General features: G+C 34.0%; 19 protein-coding genes. 16 read left to right on the top strand and 3 right to left on the bottom strand.

The window, feature by feature from the left end; genetic code table 11:
- Positions 1 to 128 precede the first annotated feature (128 nt).
- From ACP14V_RS10040 to ACP14V_RS10030, 3 genes are all read left to right on the top strand, one after another.
- Positions 129 to 893, top strand: coding sequence for a hypothetical protein (locus tag ACP14V_RS10040; protein ID WP_272610405.1), 765 nt, complete (start codon positions 129 to 131; stop codon positions 891 to 893).
- Positions 894 to 925: 32 nt separating this feature from the next.
- Positions 926 to 1714, top strand: a complete 789-nt coding sequence (locus ACP14V_RS10035; RefSeq protein ID WP_272610404.1) for a hypothetical protein — start codon at positions 926 to 928, stop codon at positions 1712 to 1714.
- Between the two features lie 341 nt (positions 1715 to 2055).
- The gene (locus ACP14V_RS10030; protein WP_272610403.1) at positions 2056 to 2475 is read left to right on the top strand and encodes a hypothetical protein; all 420 of its coding nucleotides are present in this window, start codon (positions 2056 to 2058) and stop codon (positions 2473 to 2475) included.
- A gap of 56 nt (positions 2476 to 2531) precedes the next feature.
- Here the strand turns inward: ACP14V_RS10030 and ACP14V_RS10025 are convergent, their stop codons facing one another.
- The 3 genes from ACP14V_RS10025 to ACP14V_RS10015 all read right to left on the bottom strand — a co-directional run bounded on the left by ACP14V_RS10025 (position 2532) and on the right by ACP14V_RS10015 (position 9738).
- Complete coding sequence (locus ACP14V_RS10025) at positions 2532 to 4514, bottom strand: DUF3857 domain-containing protein (RefSeq protein ID WP_272610402.1); 1983 nt, start codon at positions 4512 to 4514, stop codon at positions 2532 to 2534.
- Between the two features lie 6 nt (positions 4515 to 4520).
- The gene (locus ACP14V_RS10020; RefSeq protein WP_272610401.1) at positions 4521 to 6308 is read right to left on the bottom strand and encodes a DUF3857 domain-containing protein; all 1788 of its coding nucleotides are present in this window, start codon (positions 6306 to 6308) and stop codon (positions 4521 to 4523) included.
- Between the two features lie 130 nt (positions 6309 to 6438).
- The gene (locus ACP14V_RS10015; protein ID WP_272610400.1) at positions 6439 to 9738 is read right to left on the bottom strand and encodes a hypothetical protein; all 3300 of its coding nucleotides are present in this window, start codon (positions 9736 to 9738) and stop codon (positions 6439 to 6441) included.
- A gap of 725 nt (positions 9739 to 10463) precedes the next feature.
- On the opposite strand from ACP14V_RS10015, the gene ACP14V_RS10010 reads away from it, so the two are divergent.
- The 13 genes from ACP14V_RS10010 to ACP14V_RS09950 all read left to right on the top strand — a co-directional run bounded on the left by ACP14V_RS10010 (position 10464) and on the right by ACP14V_RS09950 (position 22723).
- Positions 10464 to 11072 (top strand): hypothetical protein, encoded by a 609-nt coding sequence (locus tag ACP14V_RS10010; RefSeq protein ID WP_272610399.1) that lies wholly within the window; start codon positions 10464 to 10466, stop codon positions 11070 to 11072.
- A gap of 75 nt (positions 11073 to 11147) precedes the next feature.
- Complete coding sequence (locus ACP14V_RS10005; protein ID WP_272610398.1) at positions 11148 to 12158, top strand: alpha/beta hydrolase; 1011 nt, start codon at positions 11148 to 11150, stop codon at positions 12156 to 12158.
- Between the two features lie 2 nt (positions 12159 to 12160).
- Positions 12161 to 12862, top strand: coding sequence for a hypothetical protein (locus ACP14V_RS10000; protein WP_272610397.1), 702 nt, complete (start codon positions 12161 to 12163; stop codon positions 12860 to 12862).
- A gap of 16 nt (positions 12863 to 12878) precedes the next feature.
- The gene (locus ACP14V_RS09995; RefSeq protein ID WP_272610396.1) at positions 12879 to 13757 is read left to right on the top strand and encodes a hypothetical protein; all 879 of its coding nucleotides are present in this window, start codon (positions 12879 to 12881) and stop codon (positions 13755 to 13757) included.
- Between the two features lie 7 nt (positions 13758 to 13764).
- Positions 13765 to 14253 (top strand): SRPBCC family protein, encoded by a 489-nt coding sequence (locus tag ACP14V_RS09990; RefSeq protein WP_272610394.1) that lies wholly within the window; start codon positions 13765 to 13767, stop codon positions 14251 to 14253.
- Between the two features lie 359 nt (positions 14254 to 14612).
- Positions 14613 to 16739 (top strand): M48 family metallopeptidase, encoded by a 2127-nt coding sequence (locus ACP14V_RS09985; protein WP_272610393.1) that lies wholly within the window; start codon positions 14613 to 14615, stop codon positions 16737 to 16739.
- A 91-nt stretch (positions 16740 to 16830) separates the two neighbouring features.
- Entirely contained in the window at positions 16831 to 17367 is a 537-nt protein-coding gene (locus tag ACP14V_RS09980; protein WP_272610392.1) for a hypothetical protein, read from the top strand.
- 466 nt (positions 17368 to 17833) lie between these two features.
- Positions 17834 to 18238 carry a hypothetical protein gene (locus ACP14V_RS09975; protein ID WP_272610391.1) on the top strand — a complete coding sequence of 135 codons (405 nt, stop codon included), beginning with the start codon at positions 17834 to 17836 and terminating at the stop codon, positions 18236 to 18238.
- 284 nt (positions 18239 to 18522) lie between these two features.
- Complete coding sequence (locus ACP14V_RS09970) at positions 18523 to 18903, top strand: hypothetical protein (protein ID WP_272610390.1); 381 nt, start codon at positions 18523 to 18525, stop codon at positions 18901 to 18903.
- A 53-nt stretch (positions 18904 to 18956) separates the two neighbouring features.
- On the top strand, positions 18957 to 19421 hold the full coding sequence (locus ACP14V_RS09965) for a hypothetical protein (protein ID WP_272610389.1): 465 nt from the start codon (positions 18957 to 18959) through the stop codon (positions 19419 to 19421).
- 38 nt (positions 19422 to 19459) lie between these two features.
- Complete coding sequence (locus ACP14V_RS09960; RefSeq protein ID WP_272610388.1) at positions 19460 to 20560, top strand: serine hydrolase domain-containing protein; 1101 nt, start codon at positions 19460 to 19462, stop codon at positions 20558 to 20560.
- 116 nt (positions 20561 to 20676) lie between these two features.
- Complete coding sequence (locus ACP14V_RS09955; RefSeq protein WP_272610387.1) at positions 20677 to 20982, top strand: hypothetical protein; 306 nt, start codon at positions 20677 to 20679, stop codon at positions 20980 to 20982.
- 469 nt (positions 20983 to 21451) lie between these two features.
- Positions 21452 to 22723: a site-specific integrase gene (locus ACP14V_RS09950; RefSeq protein WP_272610386.1), complete on the top strand. Its 1272-nt coding sequence runs from the start codon at positions 21452 to 21454 to the stop codon at positions 22721 to 22723.
- Positions 22724 to 23195 lie beyond the last annotated feature (472 nt).

Here is a 23195-nt window from a genome sequence, read left to right as displayed (position 1 = left end):
TGAAATTTGAAAAGTTTTGATTATTAAAAGTTCAAATAAACGATTGTGGTGGTGTAAATTAAAAATTAATGGTCTTTAGATTTCATTATTTACTTTTTTCATTTACCCTCCTTTGTTTTCACTTATCCATGGGACAGAAAAATCTTCATGGAAGAGTTATTACAGAATATTTTGAAATACTGCCAGGAGCCAAGATTTTCGATAGAGACACTACCCTGTTGGGAACATCTGACTGGGATGGTTATTTCAAGATAAATTTACCAGAAGATTCCGATACCCTAATCATTGCAGATCTCGGTATGGAGTGGTCAAAAATATCAATCTCAAAAGGTTGTGAAAATTTGGAAATAATATTATTAATGGATGGTACTTATGATTTTATGTCATCTAATAAAATTGACCGACTTCGAAAAAAGAAGTTTGACCGACTACCAGAGTTACATTCAAAAGCTTTTCAAAATGAACTTTTCATAACAGAATCCCCCTGTTTTGAAAGGGAATTTGAACCTGACAAACCTGTTTTGGATAGGATAAGTAGAGAATTAATGGAATTCAGAAGAGTGAATAAAAATGACTTTAAAGGTTTAAATAAAGGTGACATTGTAAAAATCCCATTTGGATTAGATAAATCGAAAAAAAGAATAAATACTTATTATTCTCATTGTAAGAATTGTAAGGAAGAAGATTATGACTATGTAATTATTGGAGAGATTATTAATAAACATAGAAGAAAGCTAACCCTAGATATTAAGATTACCAAAATGCATCCTTATGAGTCATTGGAATATGAGGGCAAAATTCTAAATGTCGGAAGCAATTTTAAATATGAAATGAAGTATTTTGAAGTGATAATTAATTGGGATACTTACCTAAAAGTTCAATTAAACGATTGACAAAACTTAATAAAGTCCTGAGATTTCAAATTATGATAATATTGATTTTGGCTTCATTTGGCTGCCAAGCGCAATCAATTGGGACTACATTTATTTCAAAAGGTAGAACATTTGAAAAGAAGAATAAGTATTCGATAAATGAGATGATCATTTATTCTGACTCAACTTTTATTCTGAGTTATTATAAAATAAGGAGTAAGAGAGAAAGGGATCAATGTCGGAATTTCATTCCAAAAATTTCAACAGGTAAGTTCACCAAGAAGGGCGAGTATTTACATTTCAAAGAGATAGGTGGAGATTCGATTTTCACAAATCATTTCAGGCTAAATGGAACCAAGCTTGTCTATTATTATGAAAAGAAAGGGAAACTTAAAAAAGGAGCGGTTTTTAGAAAAGTTAAGACATCGAAACTTTACCCTAAGGATCAAATTAGAGAAATATCAGATTACATATATTTTAGGAGTATTGATAGAGAATTAAAGTCACAAACAGTAACAATAGAACTGAGGTATGGTGATTATATTTCGGGTAAGGCAAAGCAAAACATAACCGAATTTATTTACCCAGAAACCAGAGAATTAATCCAAGTGAAAATTTCTGGCGGGGATAATCCAGTTTATACTGACAGCTATTATTACAAGAAAGGGTCCTTGGTTTATATTGAAACTTGGGTAACTACTGAAGAGTTTGATGCTGAAAAGATTAAACTCTTCATTCGGAATGGAAAAGCCGTAAATGAAGTCAAAATCACTAAAGATAGAGTTCAGGAAATAATTGATGGAGGCAATAGGTATATGAGAGATTATATGTCTAGGCTTTAATTATAAAATTAAGCATCAAAGTTCAAATAAACGATAATGGGATACTTGTATAATTGGCCCTCAGAATCAATTCCTTTTTTAATAATTACGGTTTTGATATTGATTGCACGAATCATAATCACGCTAAGAGCAAAAAAAGATACTGAGACCAGTGATTATACCAAATTTAACGATTAAATATCTCTTATTGGTCTTCCAATACTTATTATCATCTTGCTATTCGTAATTTACAATGCAGATTGGAAAAACTTTTCAGAGCTGTTTTAAAGTTCAAATAAACGATGAGATTTCAGTCATTATTCAATAACCAAACGGAAAGCCTTGGAGTGAAAATAAGTTTAGTGGATTTGAAAGAACTATTGAATGACGGCCACAAAAAGTTTCATTTCAAATGGCTGTCTGAAAACAGCTTCGTGATAAGTTTAAATTTTTCATTTGGAACTAATTTGGCATTTGACACGAACTATCCAAATACCAAAAGTGATATTATTTTTTACGGGAGTTTGGCTGAGATGGAGGATTCAAAAACAGAAATCAAGTTGGAAACCGAAAAGAAGTCTTTTCTTCTGGTGCTTATGATAGTTCTACCTGTCTTGGTTTTAATATTTCAAAGTTTCCTGAGAGTAGAATTCCCTGTTTTCTTGATTGCCTTGTTATTGTTTCCAATTCTAATTATTGGATTACTGAATTTTATTAGAAGTGAGGAGAATAGATTATTAAGAGTTTTCATGGAATTCCTCAACAATAGATTAAATTCATAATCTTTAAAGTTCAAAAAAACGATAAACTATAGCGAATCCGTTGTTGTATGGATAAATTAATTAGTTGGCTCTAATACCAATGTAATTTTGTTGAAGTCTGCCGCGCTATTAATCACTTTTCTATATTCTTCAAATATTGATGGAGGAACAATATTGGTCTTATAATATTCATCCGCTTTTACAGTTATGGTATTGCCATTAACTTTGTAGGATGAAATGAAGGAAAAAAGGCTTTCTCCATTTTTTTTATAGACATTTTCCATGACCAATTCATCCAAATTGGCCACCTTATATCCTTTAGGAACATTTACATTTATAGTCCGGATATAGCTTCTGGTATGTTCGTTTTCCAAGGGCAGTTTTCGTTCTTTTTCTTGATACATTTCAATTTGCGGACCAATGAGCTCGCCTATCTTGAACAGATACTTTCTCCCAGCTTTTTCAACAAACGCGTTTGACTTGGCCTCTATTACAAAATGAATGGGCTCTACACCGAAAAGGTTAGGGTCTTCGTTCACTATGGTAGACTCTTCTACTGTTACGTTCTCATTCATGAATTTGGCTAAACTTTCAATGATATTTGTTCTATCATCCTCTTTGACCAGATTCATATACGGATGCATTGGAAGGCCATAATACCCGGTAAAAGAACGATCCAAAGCAATGGAATTAGAAGTAAGGTCATCAAGGTCAAACTGAACGTCAAGAACCATTTCATCAATGGTTTTATCTGCGCTCAACGGGTGTATATACTTTATTTTGCCAACTCCTGACTTAAAACTTCCAACACTGACCTCCTTTATAAATAGGCCATAATTGTCGGTTAACCATGCTGGCGGATACCCATATCTTGAGTTTGTTTCCGTTGCCGACAAATATGTTTTGAACTTTGGGAAATAAATAAGGTAGTCATTTAGAAAATTGTGAGCCTCAAATTCCTTGTCAAATTTTAAGTTCCCTCTGTTGCTCGTGATTACTATTTCATGATCAATCCCCAAATGGTTAAGAAGAGCAATATATAGCCTCATCATACCACTGTTATTAGCAACTTTTTTAGATAAAACCTCTTCCAAATCCTTTAGCGCATCATCCCCTCCCTTTGACAAATAGAAATCAGCTTTTATGGTGTTATCTAGCCTTCTAATTTTTGCCTCTACGCTTTCATCTTCTTTTTGTATTGTCTGTGCAATAAAACTTTCGATTAATGATGTTGCCTTCTTTGTGGGTTCATTGTAATAATAATTATATATGTTTTGTGACACATCTCCGTACGAGGAAATATCACTCAGATTTTTGGCGGTGTTCCTATCCAATTTATAGACTAAATAGGCCCTTGATGCATCGTAAGGAGACTGTGTTTCGTTATCAAGACCATCTATGGCTTCAATATCTAGTTTCCAATGCAATCGATCTTTCACTAAAGTGTCCTTAGTGACCTCCGGCAAACTATTATAGGATTTAAATGCAAATATCAAGTTGGAAGGGGAGAACAAATCAAAACCTATATCTCTTTTGTCATATTCAGTCTGCAATCGAAAAGCTATCCCTCTAAAACTTGGCTGCTTTTTTTCCACATAAAAATATTCTATAATACTCTCTTTTTCAATACCTTCAAAGGCAAAATACTTATAATGCTTACCTGTCTCTTCATCTTGAGCGCTCAATATTTTTGAATCATCAAGCTCAATTATCTTTCCTCCTTTTGTAATTACTCGGGCCTTGCTTTTAAGCAATTCGGATGTATTGGAATATGGCAGATATATCTTGTTATATGCATCTATTCGTTCGTTGCTATTTAGCCATAAAGCTTTATGTTCCAAATAATACTCCTCAAGGGCACCATCTTCAGAATAGGCAAATTCAACAACATATTTTTCTTTTAATGCCATCATTGGCTTCTCATTCGAAGTACCTATGGAATAACCCGGGTTGCTATCCCAATCATAATTGGACACATAAAGAGTGTTCTGAGAATAAGTTACCAAAGCTGGTAAGAGGAGAATGATTAATATGGGTAGTTTTTTATTTAAAATGCTCATTGTCAATTATATTTTCTTCAATACCACAACTTCTTTATATCCCTGTTCAATCTTCTTTATAAGGTCGTTGACCTTCTTTTGAGTATTGATGTCAAGTATTAAGCTATTGTGGTCTATATGGTGTTTATAAATTATTTGGCTGTCCACCAATTCATATCTAATGCTGCTGCTTATGTATTCGTTTGAAATATCGATATTCTCAGGTAGATAGTCTACTTTGTATCCTTCAGGAATAATAAAAGTGTTTTGAAACTCGAATGAATCCAAGTATTTATGTTCCAAGGGCATTTCTCTATCATCATCTGTTTTCAATAATGCTATGTCTCTGTTAAGGTTTAGATTTATATAGATTTCATTGCCTATTGTCTTGGCATAGTTGGACACATTGAAGCCATAATCAACTATAAAATCTTTGTCATAATCAAATCTATTTGTTTCTGCGAATTCGGTTATCAAAAAACTATTGTTTCCTTTTTCAAAAAACCACTTGTAATAGTCTCTTATTTTATCGTTTGAATCTTGTTTTTCGAGATCATAGAAAAAGTTTATTTTGGTATACCCTGTTAATGCTGCGTTGGAAGTTCCTGTTAAATCATTTCCATTTAATTTTATAGTGGCAAAATCTTTATATACACTTTTTTGCGATTTAATAACAGGCACTTTTTTAAGCATAAATGAATCCCTTCCAATAGAAACAAGTGCTTCTTTTCCCTGAATAAATGAAGTAGGAACCTCTAAAGGATTATATCTCCCAGTTGCATCTAAATAATATGATTTGCCTTGGTTTTCGTAGTGCAAAATCATGTGGTTGTCAACAGATGGAGTAGGAACATCCGAATAGCTATAGGGAATACTCCTTGTGCCTATCCAAGCTAAATTTCCTTTAATACCCGCAATCTCCAACATTTTAAATAGTAGGCTTGTATTGTCCTTGCAATCCCCATACTTTTTATTGAAAACTTCATTTGCTTCTCTTGGCACGAACCCTCCTAAAGCATATTCAAAAGCTATATACTTAATGTTTTCTTGGACCCAATAGTAGATTGCCTTGACTTTTTCCAGTTCATTCTTTTTGTTTTTGGTTAAGTCATTTACAATTTGAACCAACTCATCTGAAGTTTTTTCTTTATTGATATTTTTAGTTAAGGAGTAGTACCAGCTATAAAGGTTAGAAACATCGTTCCCGACATCAATTGTTTCACCATTGTATTTATAGGAAGAAATTATTGGGATTATATGAGGCAATATGCTTTTATAAGTTGGCGAACGGCTCTCATACTTAAATTCATCCATATCCCTCGACTCCCAAGTATAGATATTACTTTTCCTAGTTTGACTCTTTGAAAACTTAATGGGAATACTATCCGTGTTGAATTCCTTAAAACGAAGGTTTATATCCTTATCCACAATAATCGTAAACTTATTATTCTTGATAGGGTAAAAGTTCCCAAAATAGTGGGCATTCAAAAACCTTGGGTTCTTTATGGTTTGCTTATACTTTAGCTTGGTTTTGGTTCCTGTACCTAACCGAGGAAAAATAAAATTTATGGATTTTAAGTCATCGTAGAATGCATTGTCCAAATCATCCTTTTCTTTGAAGTCAGAAACACTGAATTCTTGATACTGATCTCCTTCGATAGCGTAAGAAGATGCTTCTATACTCTCTAAATCATAAAAGGTCGAAAAACTCAAAGATTGTTTGGCATTATTTTTTGCCCCATCGTCCAAGTAGATGTCTTCCTCAGAAAAGTCTTGAGTTATCTTAAATCTACCATCATCAAGGCCAATCGTCAATGTCGATTCCTGGCTCAATCTTATTGAATGCGAATTTGGGTATAGTTCCTTATATCTTTTATACTCAGAAGTAATTTGAGAGTATGAACTAAACACAAAAAAGAAAGCGCATAAAGCGACTAAAAATTCCCTACAGGGTCTTAGATGATATGATACTGTCATCAAAATATAATTCTTCTTTTTGCAATTTACCATCTTCATTATATGATTTGGAAACTCCTTCCTTAATGTCGTACAAGTAGTTCACTTCTTTTCTTAGATTACCGTTAGAATAATATTCTTTGGCAATTCCATCCCTTTTCCCTAACTGATAAATCTCTTCTTCTTTTACATTTCCATTTGAAAAATACTCCAATCTCTTCCCATCAAACTCTCCATCAATGTAAAATCCCTCTTCTAATAATTGGCCCGAATAATAATATTCCTTAAACTCATTAATCAACAGTCCATTCTTGTATTCCATTTCCCTAGAAACCTTGCCATTGTCATAATAGGTGACAATTTTTGCCGTTTCATTTTCAATTGAAATCATTGGTAGTTCTTTTGAATTTTCATCCAAATAACTATATCCAATCATGCGGCCATATTCATAAAACCTAACGATTTGCAGGTTCCCATCTGGGCCATACGCTTCTCTTCTTCCATGGTATTCATCATTTAAATACTTAACCTTTGTATAAATATTTCCATTCTCATAATAGGAGTTGACTTCGCCTTCCCGTTTGCCTAACAAGTAATTGTATTTAAGATCGATACTTGCATCTTCATGGTAAAATACGTAATCTCCCTCCAACTCACCATTCACATAATTTGCTTCTGTTTCAACGTTGCCATTATCATGAAACCATATCCACTTACCATGCATTTCTCCATTTAAATATTCACCTGTGGTCTTTTTTCTTCCGTAAAAATCAAAGAGGGTACATGGACCATGTTTTACCCCATTTACATAAGTGAATTTAACACTTGGCTTTTTGTTATAATGGTAAACTATCATTTCATATTTTCCGTCATGTCCTTGATGATCGATTTCATAAACAACTTTACCTTGTTTATCATATGCAATGTCTTTTACATTCTCTCCAAAATCATATATGCTAGAGGTCTTCTTAATTCCTTCTCCAGAAAAAAACTGTTGTTCTCCATGTAGCATTCCTTTGTGAAAGAAGTTGATTGTCGTTACTATACCAGCAGGAGAATACGTTCTCCACTCACCATGATGTAGATTGTTCTTGTACCACCCTTGTGTCTTCATCTTGCCATTAAGATGATAATCTATATAGTATCCATTTAGCGTATCATTGTTATAGGGAGAAACAGAATGAAGTTTACCATTGCCATAATACTCTTTATACTCACCACTCAGTTTATTGTCTTTATAATTTCCTTCACCAGTAATCACCCCATGAGATGAATAATATTTCCACATACCAATTTTACCCCCTTTAATGTCATATAAGCCTTCGGAAGTTATTTTCCCATATGGAGAATGTCCTTTATAGTAAAATTCACCCCCTTTCTTTCGGTTTTCTTCTATGACAGCACCTTTTTTGTCATAAAACTTATATGCGATTACTTCTCCTTTTCGGTATTCGTATTCGTAATGGATTTTTCCATCTTTATCATAGTACTTGTATTCACCTGTAGTTTTCCCCTCATCATCATAATAGAAATCACTTTCAAGTGTTCCATTACTGTAAAAGGTTTGCCAGTGACCAACATAATAACCGGAATTGGTTTGCCCCACCTCTTTGGCATTACCATTAGGATGGTAAGTTTTATAAGGGCCATTCCAATAACCATCCTTGCTATTTGCATCCATTGAAAGCTTTCCGTTAAGGTAGTAACTGTGTTCGGGGCCATTGTTCTCACCATTCACAAAATTTATTTCAGACTTTACCGTACCTGTTGGGTAATATTCAAAATAAGTACCTTGGGCGTTACCCTCAATATATGCTACTTTTGACTCTAACAACTCTTCACCAACATCATAGAAAGATTGATAAGTCCCAGCCAACAAACCATTCTTAAAATACTTTTTCTGTTGTAGGGCACCCTTTTCTGTGAAATATCTGTACTCACCATCAAGCTTACCCTCTTTATAAGAAGAAATGATTTTTTCATTACCATTCTCATAATATTGGTGATTCAATCCATTTGAATTTCCATCAATGTAATTTCCAGTCTCGCTTTTTTGTCCATTATAATTGTACCACGCCCAATCTCCCTCTCTATTTCCTGATGAATTAAAATTGCCTGTAACTGTTAGTCTGCCTTGATCGTTATAAAAATTCCATTTTCCAGAGGGAGTATTATCTTCCATTTTACCAATAGCTCCCAATTTTCCATTTTCATAGTAATAGGTAATGGTTTCTGTTTTTCCATACCACTTTTCGATGTTCTTTTGGACAATATCTGCCCATTTTTGTTTGGCTATGCCATAAAATTCAGAAATCTCATCTGTCTTTTTTTCTACTATTTTTTTGAAAGATTCATTTTCGATAGAGTATGAAAGCGTATAGCTAAAAACATCGAAATACTCATTGTTTACAATCCATTGATAAAATGGAACAAACTTTTTATCCCAAAACCCACCATTACCCTTAAAGTTCTTCAAGGATTCCAAAAGAGCATGATTCTGTCTGGTTAATGCAATGTCAATTTCATTGCCAGTTTCATATTTCTCATTCATAGCCACCCTGTTGTTAAGAATCAGATCTATCTCTTCAAAGCTGTTGTCGTCAATGGAAATATTCAAATTAGGGTTTCTGGAGTTTTCATTTTTGGACCTTACAACATCATTAAGGGATTTTAGAGTAGCAAATGCGTTCTCGGCATCTGGTTCAAGCAACAAGTACATATCAAAACACATTAAAGCTTGACTCATTAACTCCTGCTTGTAACATATATTTCCCAACTGCAAATACACTTTTTTATATAGCGGATCTAGAAGGATGACCTTTTGATACATTTTGACAGCATCTTCTATCTGGCCTAAGCTTTCAAAACTCAACCCCTTATTGAACCAAAGGGTTTTGTTCATGGGAAATTTTTGGAGCCCTTCATCACACAGGGTTAAAGCCTCATGGTATTTCTCTTTACCAAGTAATGCCACTACTTTGTTGATGATGTATGAGCTGCATAAATCTTTGCAATCTTCTTGAAGACCAAGGTCAGTCAACCGAATCACCTCATCATACTTTTTAAGCAAAATGTTAAAATATGACTTGGTGACAATACTGGACAAATATGTGGAATCATTCGGGATTATTTGGTCTAACAACTCAAGGGCTTTATCATATTGTCCTTTTTGTTGCTCTTCGGCAACCTGACTAATAATCGAATCAAAGTCAACAAATGGTATTTTTTCCTGTGCTAAATTGAAATAACTAACTGATAAGGCAGAAAGTAAGAGGAGAGTTTTCTTCATTTTTCAAATATAGAAAAGGAACTTAAAATTCAACATTTAATGTAGGGTGTTTCGATATTTATATTTATATATTCGATTAAATAATTGTTTTTCTTTTTCTAAGGACAACATTACCCCTTATATGGATGGGCACTTCTAAAAAAATTGAAAGGAGTTAAAGAAAAATGATTAAAAGTTCAATTAAAGGATGACCGCTTCAATTTCCGCTAAACACAAATGAAAAAGAATTTTGTATTAAAAGCAGAATAGTTCAAATAAACGATGAGTTGTAAATGGATTTTTGAAAAAGGAATGTTCTGGATATTTATCATATCCTGTTTAATCGGAAATTATTTTAGTGAAAACGAAATACGTGAATTGAATAAAACAGTTGGTTGGTCATATGACTATTCTAATATGTGGATAATAACATTGTACATTGTTTTTGGCTCTTGGTTGATTTTTATAATAGGTTATGGAATTGCCGCTTTATTAGAAAAAAAACCAACTTGAATTTATCCATCGCTCATTTTATCATTTTCATTGGCACAGTAGTTATAGGAATTGTGAATGACCGATTTGGACCATCAATTTTAATAGTCAGTACAGTTTCAATTTTTGTGTTTGGAGCCAACATATACAAAACCTTAAAACCTGTACACAACAACTAGTGGAGGCAAAACAAAGTTCAAATAAACGATGACCAACAACGTATATATAATGCATTACAACCGAAGAACAAATTGTTGAAAAAGCTAATTTTAATATTATTCTTTGGACTTTGTGCCTGTAAAACAGGCTTTGATTCCACCTTAACCAATACAACTTCAAAAGAATGTGTTGAAAAGGAACAAATGAAAACTTTAGAAAAGGCGGTAGAATTGTTTGAATTTAAAGTTGAGGAACAATATCCTGAGATTTCTAAAGAAGCAGCTTATTTTGAATTCATCTCCGATTGGGCAAATAATGAATTACCTATGAACTTTTTCATAGATTCATTGAAATTAAAGATTAGGAATTTGAATATATGGGCAGAGTCCAATCGCTCAGATAAGGATTTGGATTTGGAGAAAAAATTGTACAATGTTGACTCAATGAATCCAATTCGAGTCAAATTAAACCCTGATTTTTCAATTTGCCTTGCGAATAAAATCGATTGGATGCTTGGGACAAATAGTTTTTTAAGAGTAAACTCAAAATATCGGTTAAGTCCAAAGCTTGCTAAAAAACAATTGTACAGAACAAGTGAATATGACTTAAAAATATTTGAAAATAGGTTAGCAATTGTTCTTGGTGTTTATTATCAAACTATGTTTAATATCAATACTATAGTTGTCAACACTTTGGATAATTAATTTTTTAAAGTTCAAATAAACGATGTAAACAAATTAGTGATAACCAAAAAGACAATAATCAAACCAAAGAATGACTTGATTGATAAACGAAAATGGATCAAATATGGTCTTTGGACTTTTTTGACAATTTTCGCGTTGATGAATGCTGTTGCCCTATTCCACTCATACAAGTTTACCCACTTTACGGACAGTAAAATTGAAAAGACAAAAGCCCCTGAAAAATTAACAGCAGGGCAAAAAATAAGGACATTGGTTTTTGGTGTTTCCAATCCAAGACCTAAAAACATCGTGGGGCCAACAATGGACTATGAGACAATCAAACTCAAGAGCAACAGAGAAATAGAAGGCTGGAGCATAAAGACAGATAATCCCAAGGGAACAGTAATTCTTTTTCATGGTTTCGGTGGTAAAAAATCTTCAATGCTGGACAAATCTGACATATTCCTTAAACTCGGCTATAATACCTTTCTTGTCGATTTTATGGGCTCGGGTGGCTCCGAGGGGAACCAAACTACAATCGGATTCTTAGAAGCGGAACAGGTAAAAACGTGTTTTGATTTTTTGACGGAAAAAGGGGAGAAAAACATTTATCTATTTGGAACTTCAATGGGGGCCGTTGCAATTATGAAGTCCATTTATGACTATCAGCTCCAAACTAAAGGGATAATCATTGAATGTCCATTTGGCTCAATGTACCAGACGGTTTGCACAAGATTCAAAGCAATGAATGCTCCGACTTTTCCAATGGCGGGACTTTTGGTTTTTTGGGGCGGCGTGCAAAATGGTTTTTGGGCATTTGGACACAGTCCAACTGAATATGCTAATAAAATTAATTGCCCAACACTATTGCTCTACGGAGCAAAAGACGAGAAAGTGAGCAGAAGAGAAATTGATGGGATTTATAAAAACCTTTCAGGAGCCAAAAGCCTGATAATTTATCCGGAAGCGGGGCATGAAAACTATTTGTCAAAATATCAAGACAAGTGGACAAAGGACATACAGGATTTTTTGAAAATGATTAAACAAACAAAACCTATGGGTAAGCCTTTGGACAGTAAAATCCATCTGACCAAACCCAACCAATAAAAGTGAGCATATTCTCTTATCATTTGGTCGAGATTCCCTTTTTTAAAGCGATAAGAGGAATATTCTCCAGTCCTATTTGCAAAAACACTAAAGGACTGATTCACTCCGAATATATGACAGTGATGACCTTAGGTTCTCCAATTATTTCCACCTCCAGAGTTCTAATAGGACAGGTAGCGGTTTTTGCACAATGGGAAAATGAAATCGCACTTCAAAATTATTTGGAACAAACCAATTTTGGAAAAACCTTGGCAAAAGGCTGGCATGTTCGCTTGTCTTTTATAAGGCAATGGGGGAAATTCAGTGGATTCAAGGTCCCACAGCATGAAGACAGATTAGATAATCCAGATTCTACTGTGGTTGCTGTGACCATAGCAAGAATGAAGCCTTTTGCTGTACCGCGATTTATTCATTGGGGAAGACCCGTGGAAAAACTGGTACGAGACCATCCAGGAACAACCCTTGCGTTGGCTTCTGTGAAGTTTCCTAATACAGTCTCTACTTTTTCAATTTGGAAGACTGAAAAACATATGACCGATATGGTACATGGACATAGTACTATTGAAAAACCAAAAAGACATGAGCTTGCAATGAAAGAAAGAGAACGAAAAGACTTTCACTTTGAATTCACAACTTTAAGGTTTAAACCCATAACTGAATTTGGTGTGTGGAAGGGTCAATCGAATTATATTCCCAAAACTTAAAGAATTTTAAGGATAAATGGGAACACCGGATAAAAAACAAACCTTTCAAGATCGGATCACACAACAGTGGGTCATTCTTTTTGGCCATAGAATTGACAGAGTAAATTACCAATGGCTACTTGGCCCTTTTGGTAGAACAAATGGTATTGGTTTAAAATTTATAAAACAATTAGCGGAGAAGGAAAATTTGGTTGTTGATGACCAAACAGAAGAAAGAGGTTTGATCCAATCAATAGATCAGTTCAATCTACCTGAAAGTGAATTGGCAACCCTGTCCCAACCGGTTATTGACTTTTATGAAAAAACATCGAATTATGACCTTCAGTTAAAAGTTAGGTGGAATCCATTCTTCAAGGTTTTTGGCATTTTATTGAGAATGATTTTTAGTAAAAGAATAGAACAATTAAATGTTCCTATTCAAAATATTACAGATTCTAAAGGATTGAAAAGCGAAATAATCCATTTGCTTGATAGAAAAACGAATGAACTAAAACGGACAATCTGGCTCAGATCATTTAAGACAACGGGACAAGTAGTATATTCAGGAGTATATGAAACTTGTAAACTTCCTTCAGGTCAGGCATGTATAAAAGCAATTTTTCCTTTACCAAATGGAAGTGCAACAGTCATTTTAACTCCTAGGGTCAGTGAGAAAGGTGACCTAATCTTGGAGTCATCGGGACAACAAATTGGTGATTGCGGATTTTACTTTTTACTAGAAGGCTCAAAAGGAGAACTATGGGCTAAATTCATCAGATCATTTAAAGATAAACTGGTAATGACCAGCGATAATGGAAAAATAGCTGCCGTACAAACGTTAACTTTATGGAACTTGAGAGTTTTACGTTTTGAGTACAGCATGAAAAAGTATGAGGCAGAGGATATCCAAACTTAAATGAACAATGCCGAAGATTGAATTGAAAACTGAAATTAAAGCTGATAAGGAAATAGTTTTTGATTTATCAAGAAGTATTGATTTACATAAGATTTCAACTGAGCATACTAAGGAAGAAGCAATTGGAGGAAAGGTTTCTGGGCTCATCGGTGACGGTGAATGGGTGACTTGGAGAGCCAAACATTTCGGAATTTACCAAATCCTAACATCTAAAATCATTGAATTTGAAAGACCAGATTACTTTGTAGATGAAATGGTAAAAGGAGCCTTTAAAAGCTTTAGTCATAGGCATGAATTTAAAAAGCTTGATCGCGGTACGTTGATGATTGACTATTTTGAGTATAAATCTCCTTTAGGAATTTTGGGAAATTTGGCTGATCGTTTGTTTTTAAAAAAATACATGAAGGTATTACTTGAAAAACGCAATCAAACAATCAAAGAGTTTGCTGAATCAGAAATGTGGAAGCAAGTACTGAAGAAACAAGGGTTCAAATAAACGATACAAGAATCAAAATGAGTTTTGGAGTATTTAGAAGTATTGGACCTTTTATGGATAAAAATTCCTTACAAAAAAATCGCTATGGAGATTATCCATATTATGGAGTTGGTTTTAGTTTCATAGGTGCGATAATAATCATGATATTTTACTTGCCGATATGGTTCTGATTTTAAATGGTAATTTTTAACCAGATTGGAAATAATAGGATAGTTCAAATAAACTGTTCTTATCATACTATCAATGCTCAAACAAGCATGGTTGTTTTTAACCCAAAAAGAAGTTTTTTAGCTTATTTCTTGTAGTAAAATACTTGTTTTTTTTATTTTCATTTCATTAAAACCGAACCTTTCTTTTCAATGACTACCACGTACTACCCCAAAAGTCCCGTTCTTTCAGCCAAAAAATTAACAAGTTTAACTCCATCCTATCGGTTTAAAGCCTTTCTGGCAATCCTTTCAATTGTACTTTTTTTTATACTCTATGCGGCTTTAGTGGTCTCATTGGGGTACTTGCTTTATTATGCCGTAACCTATGAAATGGGAATGATCAATAAGCTCACTATTTTAATGAAAGTGGGCGCTATTGCGGGAGCCACAATGCTTTTTGTGTTCACATTGAAGTTTATTTTAAAACTTAAGAACCATAAGCCCTATAACCGTATTAAACTGGTAAAGGAAGAACATCCTGAACTCTACGGTTTTGTAGATCAGGTTTGCAAAGAAACCGGAGCCCCAAAGCCCAAATCTATTTATGTTGATCCAGATGTCAATGCATATGTATCGTATACCAATATGTGGTTGAGTCTTTTTCTTCCTGTACGCAAGGAGCTTACCATTGGAATGGGATTGGTGGATTGTCTTAATCTTTCTGAGTTCAAGGCAGTGATCAGCCACGAATTTGGTCATTTTGCCCAAAGCAGTATGAAAATAGGTAGTTATATTATTTCAGCCAATACTATTATACATGATATGATTTTTGCCCGGGATAAATGGGATGATCTGTTGGATCAGTGGAGAGCTTCAGATATTCGGTTTTCAGCCGCTGCCTGGGTAATTACCCCCATAATTTGGATAATTCGTCAAATACTAATCTTATTTTACCAATTCCTTAATATCATGTACTCATCCCTTTCAAGGGAAATGGAGTTCAACGCAGACAAGGTGGCAGTAAGTACATCTGGGAGCGATGCCATCATCTCGGCGCTATGGAAGTTGGATTGGGGAGTAACTCATTGGAACAGTACCCTGAATCACGCACATTTGGCTTCACAAAAGAAGAATTTTGTTCGGAATTTGTACCTCCATAACGGTATGGCCATAAAACGAAAGGACAAGGAACTATTAGAGTTGTTGTCCAATTTGCCAGAAGATCCAAGAGGTGGAAAACTATACTTTTTGGACTCTGAGGTGTCAAAGGTCAGCATGTATGCCAGTCATCCTCCAAATGATAAACGTCAAAATAATGCCAAAGTACCCTATGTGGCTTGCGAGGAAGACCAACGGTCACCATGGCTTTTGTTTGGGGAAAAGAAGCAACTGCAGGAAAAAATGACCGAATTGCTCTATAAAGAATATTTGAACCAGAGTCCTGAAACCTATATCACCACGGAAGCTTTTGAAGATTTTATCAAAGCAGAAACTTTGGGAAGCGAATTATTTGGGGAATATAGCAATACTTTTGAAAATAGGTTTATGCAGATTCCAGGGCCACTAGAACTTAAACAGGCCGCCAAAAAAGTAACGTCGATTGATGCATCTATGTTGGCAAGAATAAAAGCTGATTTGGCATCACGATTAAAACCTGTGGCTGAATTGGATGCATTGATGTTAAAGGCGCAACAGATTGCTGAAGGGACCACAAAGGATAGTACCTTTTCGATACATGGAATCACCTACGGGAAAAAGAATTTACAACAAGGCTATAATTATTTGTTGCAACAACGCGAAAAACTATTTGAAGAATCATTTAAAGAATGGGATAACACCTTTTGCGCTTTTCATTATGCGCTTGCTGAGAAAGTTGGGGAAGAAACCACTTTATTCAGTCTTTATGAACAACATCGAGGAATTGTAAGGGTTTATCGGGCGATTGCAGGAACCAAATCAGCAATATATAAGAAATTACAGGAAGCTCAGGCACAGGGAGAAATAACCCACGGGGTAATCAACGCCCTTATGCATAATATAAAACAGTCCATTGCTGCCCTAAATGAAGAAATACGGGTTTTGGATAGTATCAATTTTGTTCCTATGCCCAACATTGATACCCCGGATGAGTTAAGGAATGCTATTGTTGAAGATGGAAAATTTAAACTGGAAACAGGCAATATATTTGAAAATGGAGGATTAGATAGAATGATGAGTTCCATGGAAAATGCAGCTCTAAACTGTCATAGAATAGACCAAAAAAGTGTGGCTGCAATCTTGGTGCTCCATAAGAAACTACAGGAGAGCCTCGAAATCGTAAATGCTGACTCTGAATAAAAAGTTAATCCATATTAACTTTTAAGCTAAGATTGCACGATACTGTTTTAATCTAAATTTAGCATTCAACTTTGCAATTAAAAATCGAACTATGACCAAAAGAGATTTTTTCCGGATTGTAATTAGATTATTTGCCCTTTATCTATTATTACTGGTAATATTCAACTTTATTCCTTCTAATATAAGTTACTTGACCTTTGAGTTTTCAATGTGGCCAATTCTAATCATATTTGGATCCACCGTATTAATGATATTGTTGTTTTTATTTCTACTTCGAAAATCTGATAATGTTATTGAAGTGCTCAAATTGGATAAAGGATTTGATGATGACAGAATAGAGTTTGGCAATTTGGGAAGTCTAGAGATTGTCAAAATTGCACTGATCTTTATTGGCGGTTTTATGATTCTAGACCACTTGCCTGAATTTCTCCATTATTGCTATCTAGGTTTCAAAAAGGAAATTTCCGCAACTGGTTTAAGTCCATTTGAGGCACCAGGCTTATCCGATTTTCTGGATTATTTCAGATGGTTTGTCTCTGGCATAAACATATTGATTGGATACCTAATGCTTTCCAATTTAGGTAGGTTGACAAGATTTCTGATAAGTCTGAAGGCAAAACAGGTATGAAATACAAATAAATGAGAAATGAGTTCAAGGTTTGTTAGAGCAATATTTAATTTCATCGGAGCAGGCAGGTGCAAGATGGATTTGGGGGTCCATTTGGAGAACTCTCTTTAACAAACCAAAATATAAATGGAGGGAATATCTATATGGCCCGGATAATCCGGATTATTTTGATGAGATGGGACATAGATTAAACAATGGTTTGATTGGTATCTTGGTTTTAGTTTTCATATTAATCCCAATCATAGAAATACTATTTAGATAGCTTATTTAACCATAGTTCATCAAATGTCAATGATTAATTATACTAATCAATTTATGAGAAAGTCATGAAAACAACCTTTAAGAAGTTCTTTGAACTTGGTCTTTGGATCTGGATTTATGGTTTATCTTTTATTGCAATGATTTTTCTGATATACTTAGTGCTTGGTTGAAATATATAACATTGGAGTTCAAATAAACGATCTTGATGTCTAATAAATCACTAATCGTATATATTTCATTTTTTTTGATGTTTTCATGTCGTGAAAAATCATTTGAAGAATATGATGAAAGTGAATTTTACAAGACCCAAGGAATTATTATTTCTGCAAAGCAGACCAAAACGATTTTGGATGATCCTTACTTGAAAGAAATCAAATATGAATATTTTGTAAATGACTCTTTAATTCTAGAGGATTCAGAAGATTTTTCATTTATGGACATGCAAAGAGGGGTTCCTATTGAAGTGCTAGTTCATAAGAAAAATCATGATGTAAGTTTTTATTGGAGAAATGGAATTTCAGAGTTTGCCACTCCACATCAACTTGAATATATTCAAAAGAAAATGGATACCATTTTTGCAGAAATGGAAAACGTAAGGAAAGAGAAATAAAGTTCAAATAAACGATTGGATGGAAAGGCTTAAAGACTTCCTAGTAAATTTAATAGATTCATACCCTTTAATAACAGGTATTTTTATGATTGTATGTGGGATATTAATTTTCAACTATCAATATGGTAAAAAGGAGTCTTTCAAAATGAGTGAGCATGGATTAGGATCTTGGAAAGCTTTTGTAAACATATGGGCTATATCCATAATATTTCTTCTTTGGGGGCTGATTTTGATAATTAGAAGTGTATAATAAATAACCAATAGTCCAAGTAAACTATTAATGAATGGGATCAACTGAAAGAGGATTAGGGATACTTATAGAGTCATTTGCTGATTTTCTTCAAAGATTAATTGAGGGCAATGGTAATATGGAACCCAGTGAAAAGGAGTTGGAAAAAGCATTGATAGCTCAAGGTAATCTTACACTTAAAGAAACGTTGAAACTCCCATTTTCAAACTGGTCGATTAAACTAAAAAATATAAATACAAAGGAACTGGATAGACTTGCTGTCCATCTTTACGGCAAAATGATGAATGATAAAACCAATTCTGTTGAAAGATTAGAGAGAACCATTATCCAGCTAATAAGTTACCTTGATGGTGAAAGGAATGAATTTTCTCTGGAAAGGAACAATATTAAAAATTCATTACTTCATAGCAAGTAAAAAAGTTCAAATAAACGATTGAGGAAACTAGGAGAAATATGCAATTCATTTTGATGAAATCTATAATATATTCAATAGGATTAATTGTATTTTCTGCTTGTGGAAATCATCCGATAACAATTACAAAGGATAAAATTTTAAATGAAAATTGGAGTCCAGACCCAAAGGAAGGACGAAATGGGTTGACTATACAAGAAGTATCGGTAGTTAATGATTCTGTCTATTACTATTTAGACAAAGGATTTTTAAATGATAAAGATTTTATAGGTAGTTCTTCGTTCCATTACAGAGCGCATTTTGGCGAAAGAGAAATAAAACAAGTAAATTTTGATTCAGAGTATGATTGGAAATGGATTAGGATGGATAACAAAAATGAAGTTGAAAGAATCGGATTTCTAGAGAATGATAAATGGTATAAATTCTCTGGATTAACAAATAATACAAAGTTGTTTTTGTATGTGTATATAGATGAAAATGGCAAGTCACATCAGTACTCAGTAAACCGCTCAAATTATTGATGATGACAAGAAGCCTAATAAAAGTTCAATAAAACGATATGCATAGAAAATATTTCTACCTTATCTGTTTTTTATTGTTGGGCAAAATTGCAAGTTCGCAGGCCAGCAAGGAGAATAAAGAAAGTATTATTGATTACTTGAACCGTATTTCCTATCCAGAGTTTTCAGGCGTAATACTTTTAGCAGAAAAGGACAGTCTTCTTTTTGAAAGGGCATATGGTTATTCAAGTATTGAATATGAAGTTGAAAACAATGTCAATACACTTTTCAATGTAGCATCAATAACAAAAACAATGACCGCTGTGGCAGCTCTTCAATTGGTAGATAGAGGTCTATTGGACTTAGATATGCCAGTAGGTAAGTACTTGCCAGATTATCCCAACAAGACAGTTCGTGATTCTGTAACAGCATTTCAACTTTTGACCCATACTGCTGGATTGAACAACTTTCTAGTGGATGATTTTAAAGATATGGGGAAATTAAACCTAAAGGCTCCTAAGGACTATATACCGCTATTTGCATCCAAGCCACTTTTGTTTACCCCTGGATCTAAATATTCATACAGTGCTGCGGGGTATGTTGTTCTTGGTCTCTTGATTGAAAAACTGAATGGTGAGAGCTATCATAAATACATGAAAGATAAATTGTTTAAAAAGGCTGGGATGAAAAATACAATTGCCATACCGATAGACTCCATTGTCAAAAACAAGGCAAGTGGATATACCAGCTATTTTGGAGAATCCGCCCATTTAAGCAAGAACGATTCCTATCTTGGGTATGCCAATCCAGCTGGATTTTATTATTCCACCGTCAATGACATTTATATGTTTTTTGAAGCTTTGAAGAATTATCGATTGATCTCTGAACCTTTGACTAAAAAAATGATGTCACCACTGGTAAAAGGATATTATACAAATTATGGGTTTGGGATTTCAGTGGATGAACGATGGGAACAAACCATTGTTGGCCATACTGGTGGTTGGTATGGAGTTCAGTGTGAGTTGATGTATTTTGAGAAAGATAAAATTACAGCAGTGATAATTTCAAATGTCGATACTGCTGTAGGTGAGGGAATGAACAAAATATCGAATTACATTAAGCAGGTTTTGGCCAATAAAACAATTCCAAAGTTCAAATAAACGATACCATGAAATGTGTAATTCTCCCTTACTTGATTTTATTAACCTCTTTCACCTCATATGATTATGAATCTAAAAGTTGTACTGATTTCAAATTAGGCTCATATAAAATATTTATGTCCGAAGATTCAGAATCATACTACACCATAAATAGAACCGATTCAAGTCAAATTGAAACCAATGAATATGGAGACGAAGTTTACTATACCGTAAAATGGATAAGTGATTGTAGCTATGTTCAAAAATTTGATAAGAGTAAAATGAAACTCACAGATGAAATGAAAATGGTGAACGGTGATGGAGGAATGATTATAGAGTTATTAGAAGTGATTGATGAAAACCATATTACATTTAGGTCCTACGTCAAGAATTTCAAAGAAATGAGTATGAGAAATGGCGTGTTTGAAAGAACAAAAAACTAGACTCAACTTTTAACTGAGATAAAATAAAGTTCAAATAAACAATTCAATCTAGGATTTTAATATGACCCTTTAGATATTGAAGGGACACAGGTCTATTATAAATAATAAATAAAATATTCCGACTTATTCCCGACCTTATACTTTTAAATTCCATTTAAGTATTTGATAAACATATATATTATGTTATAAATACTGCCTTCTAAGCAGACGGTCGAAGGTTCGAATCCTTCCGCGATCACTATAAGAGTTTAAATAAAAACAAAGCCTTGCATATCTTATTGATTTGCAAGGCTTTAATGTTTTAGGAGCCCCATTTGAATTGGTTTGAAATGGTATGTTTTGGTTTGTAATTCGGTTAGCAAAATATTTTCTTTAAAGTGTTAACCGAATAAGCATGTAATTAACTATATTACAACCACTTAGTATTTGACTTTCGTAGGTGATTTTCGTTCAATTTAAAACAAAACCTATGAGAACCCGGTCTACATTTTCAATCAGTTTCTGGATAAGCACTTCCCGGAGGAGTGACAACACCGCTAAGATTTATGCCCGTATAACCGTTGATTCGCAAAGGGCAAACATGAGTTTAAAGTATATTATCCCAAAAGAGATATGGGACAGTAAGGGGTCGAAGGTTCTGGGGCGAACAAAAGAAGCTCAAGAAATTAATACTTATCTGATGGAAGTTGAAACAGAACTATTCCAATGCTATCGTGAAATTCGATCTAGAACGCCCCATATAACTCCACAGATGGTCAAGGCTCACTATTTTGGAGAAGATGTGAGTGAATTTACTTTAAAGAATTTGTTCGAGTATCACAATACGCATAATGCACATATTCTTTGCAGGGCTACTCTTAGTCATTACAAGACCTGTCAAAAGTACTTATTAAGGTATATCAAAAAGCAATATAAATGTGATGATTACAGATTATCACAACTCAATCATCAATTTATTGTTGGGTTTGAAACATATTTACGAAAACTGCATCCCATTAACCATCATGCAAACCTTTCAAACAATGGAGCTATGAAGCATATTCAACGCCTACGTAAAATGATTAGGATAGCCGTTGACAATGAATGGATAGATAAAGATCCATTTCAAAAGTTCAAGGTCAGGATGGAAAGAAAGGAAAGAGAGTTTTTGACTTTATCGGAGCTTCAAAAAATTCAAGATTATTTTACAGGGATTGAACGGTTACGAATTGTGAAAGACTTATTTGTTTTTAGTTGCTATACGGGCATTTCTTATTGCGATATCATGGACTTGTCTGAAGATAACCTAGTATTGGGGATAGATAGAAAGTATTGGATAAGTACAAAAAGGATGAAGACCAAAAATAGCTTTAAGCTTCCATTGGTAGGCCCAGCATTGTCTATTATTAAACGATATCAATATCATCCTAAACGGGATTCTGAAAAACTGTTCCCCAGAATATCCAATCAAAAATTAAACAGTTATTTAAAGGAAATTGCAGATGCATGTGACATTACAAAAAATGTAACCTTCCATGTGGCCAGACATACTTTCGCCACAACTATTACTTTAAGTAATGGGGTGCCCATTGAGACGGTTTCCAAAATATTAGGGCATACAAAATTGGCCACTACCCAAGTTTATGCAAGAGTATTGGATAAGAAAATCAGTGAAGATATGAGTGGTCTAGAAACGATTCTGGATTCGAAGTTTTCAGATTCAAATGACAATATGGAAAAGTTTGGAAATCTTGACTTTTGATTTGTAATTCTGAAAAGCCATTCATAAATGCACATCGTATGTTTTGTCCCAAGTCCTTCCTTTAACGTTTGAGTTTGGCTTCTATTTGGTTTTTATGGTGTTCTGGAAGATATGTTTAATCAACAACTTCTAATCAATAATAACCACTGAATTTGTTGATGGCTCGGCACACCAAAGAAAGGTATTTGGGTTTTCACGCTCGCGTGAAAAAACGAATAGCAAGAGGGTGATGCGCATATTGCGCCATCACGGTGGTTTTCGGGTCTTCAACAATTTGAAAACCAGTCTGTTGAATTGATTTTGGAATACTATGTAAAATCTGGGGCTACAGTAGACTTTTCCGAAATCTACAGTAAACCCTTTGGCAGGCCCTGTAAACACTGGAAATTTTTGACGAAAAAATTGACGCAATTTCACTAAAAAACAAAATCGAACCTATGGAAAAACAATCAACAAACGGTAGAACAAAGAA

Source organism: Flagellimonas alvinocaridis, from assembly GCF_965248585.1.
GTDB lineage: Bacteria > Bacteroidota > Bacteroidia > Flavobacteriales > Flavobacteriaceae > Flagellimonas > Flagellimonas alvinocaridis.
The sequence above is the reverse complement of the archived record's forward strand: the minus strand, read 5'-3'. Positions and strand labels throughout refer to the sequence as shown.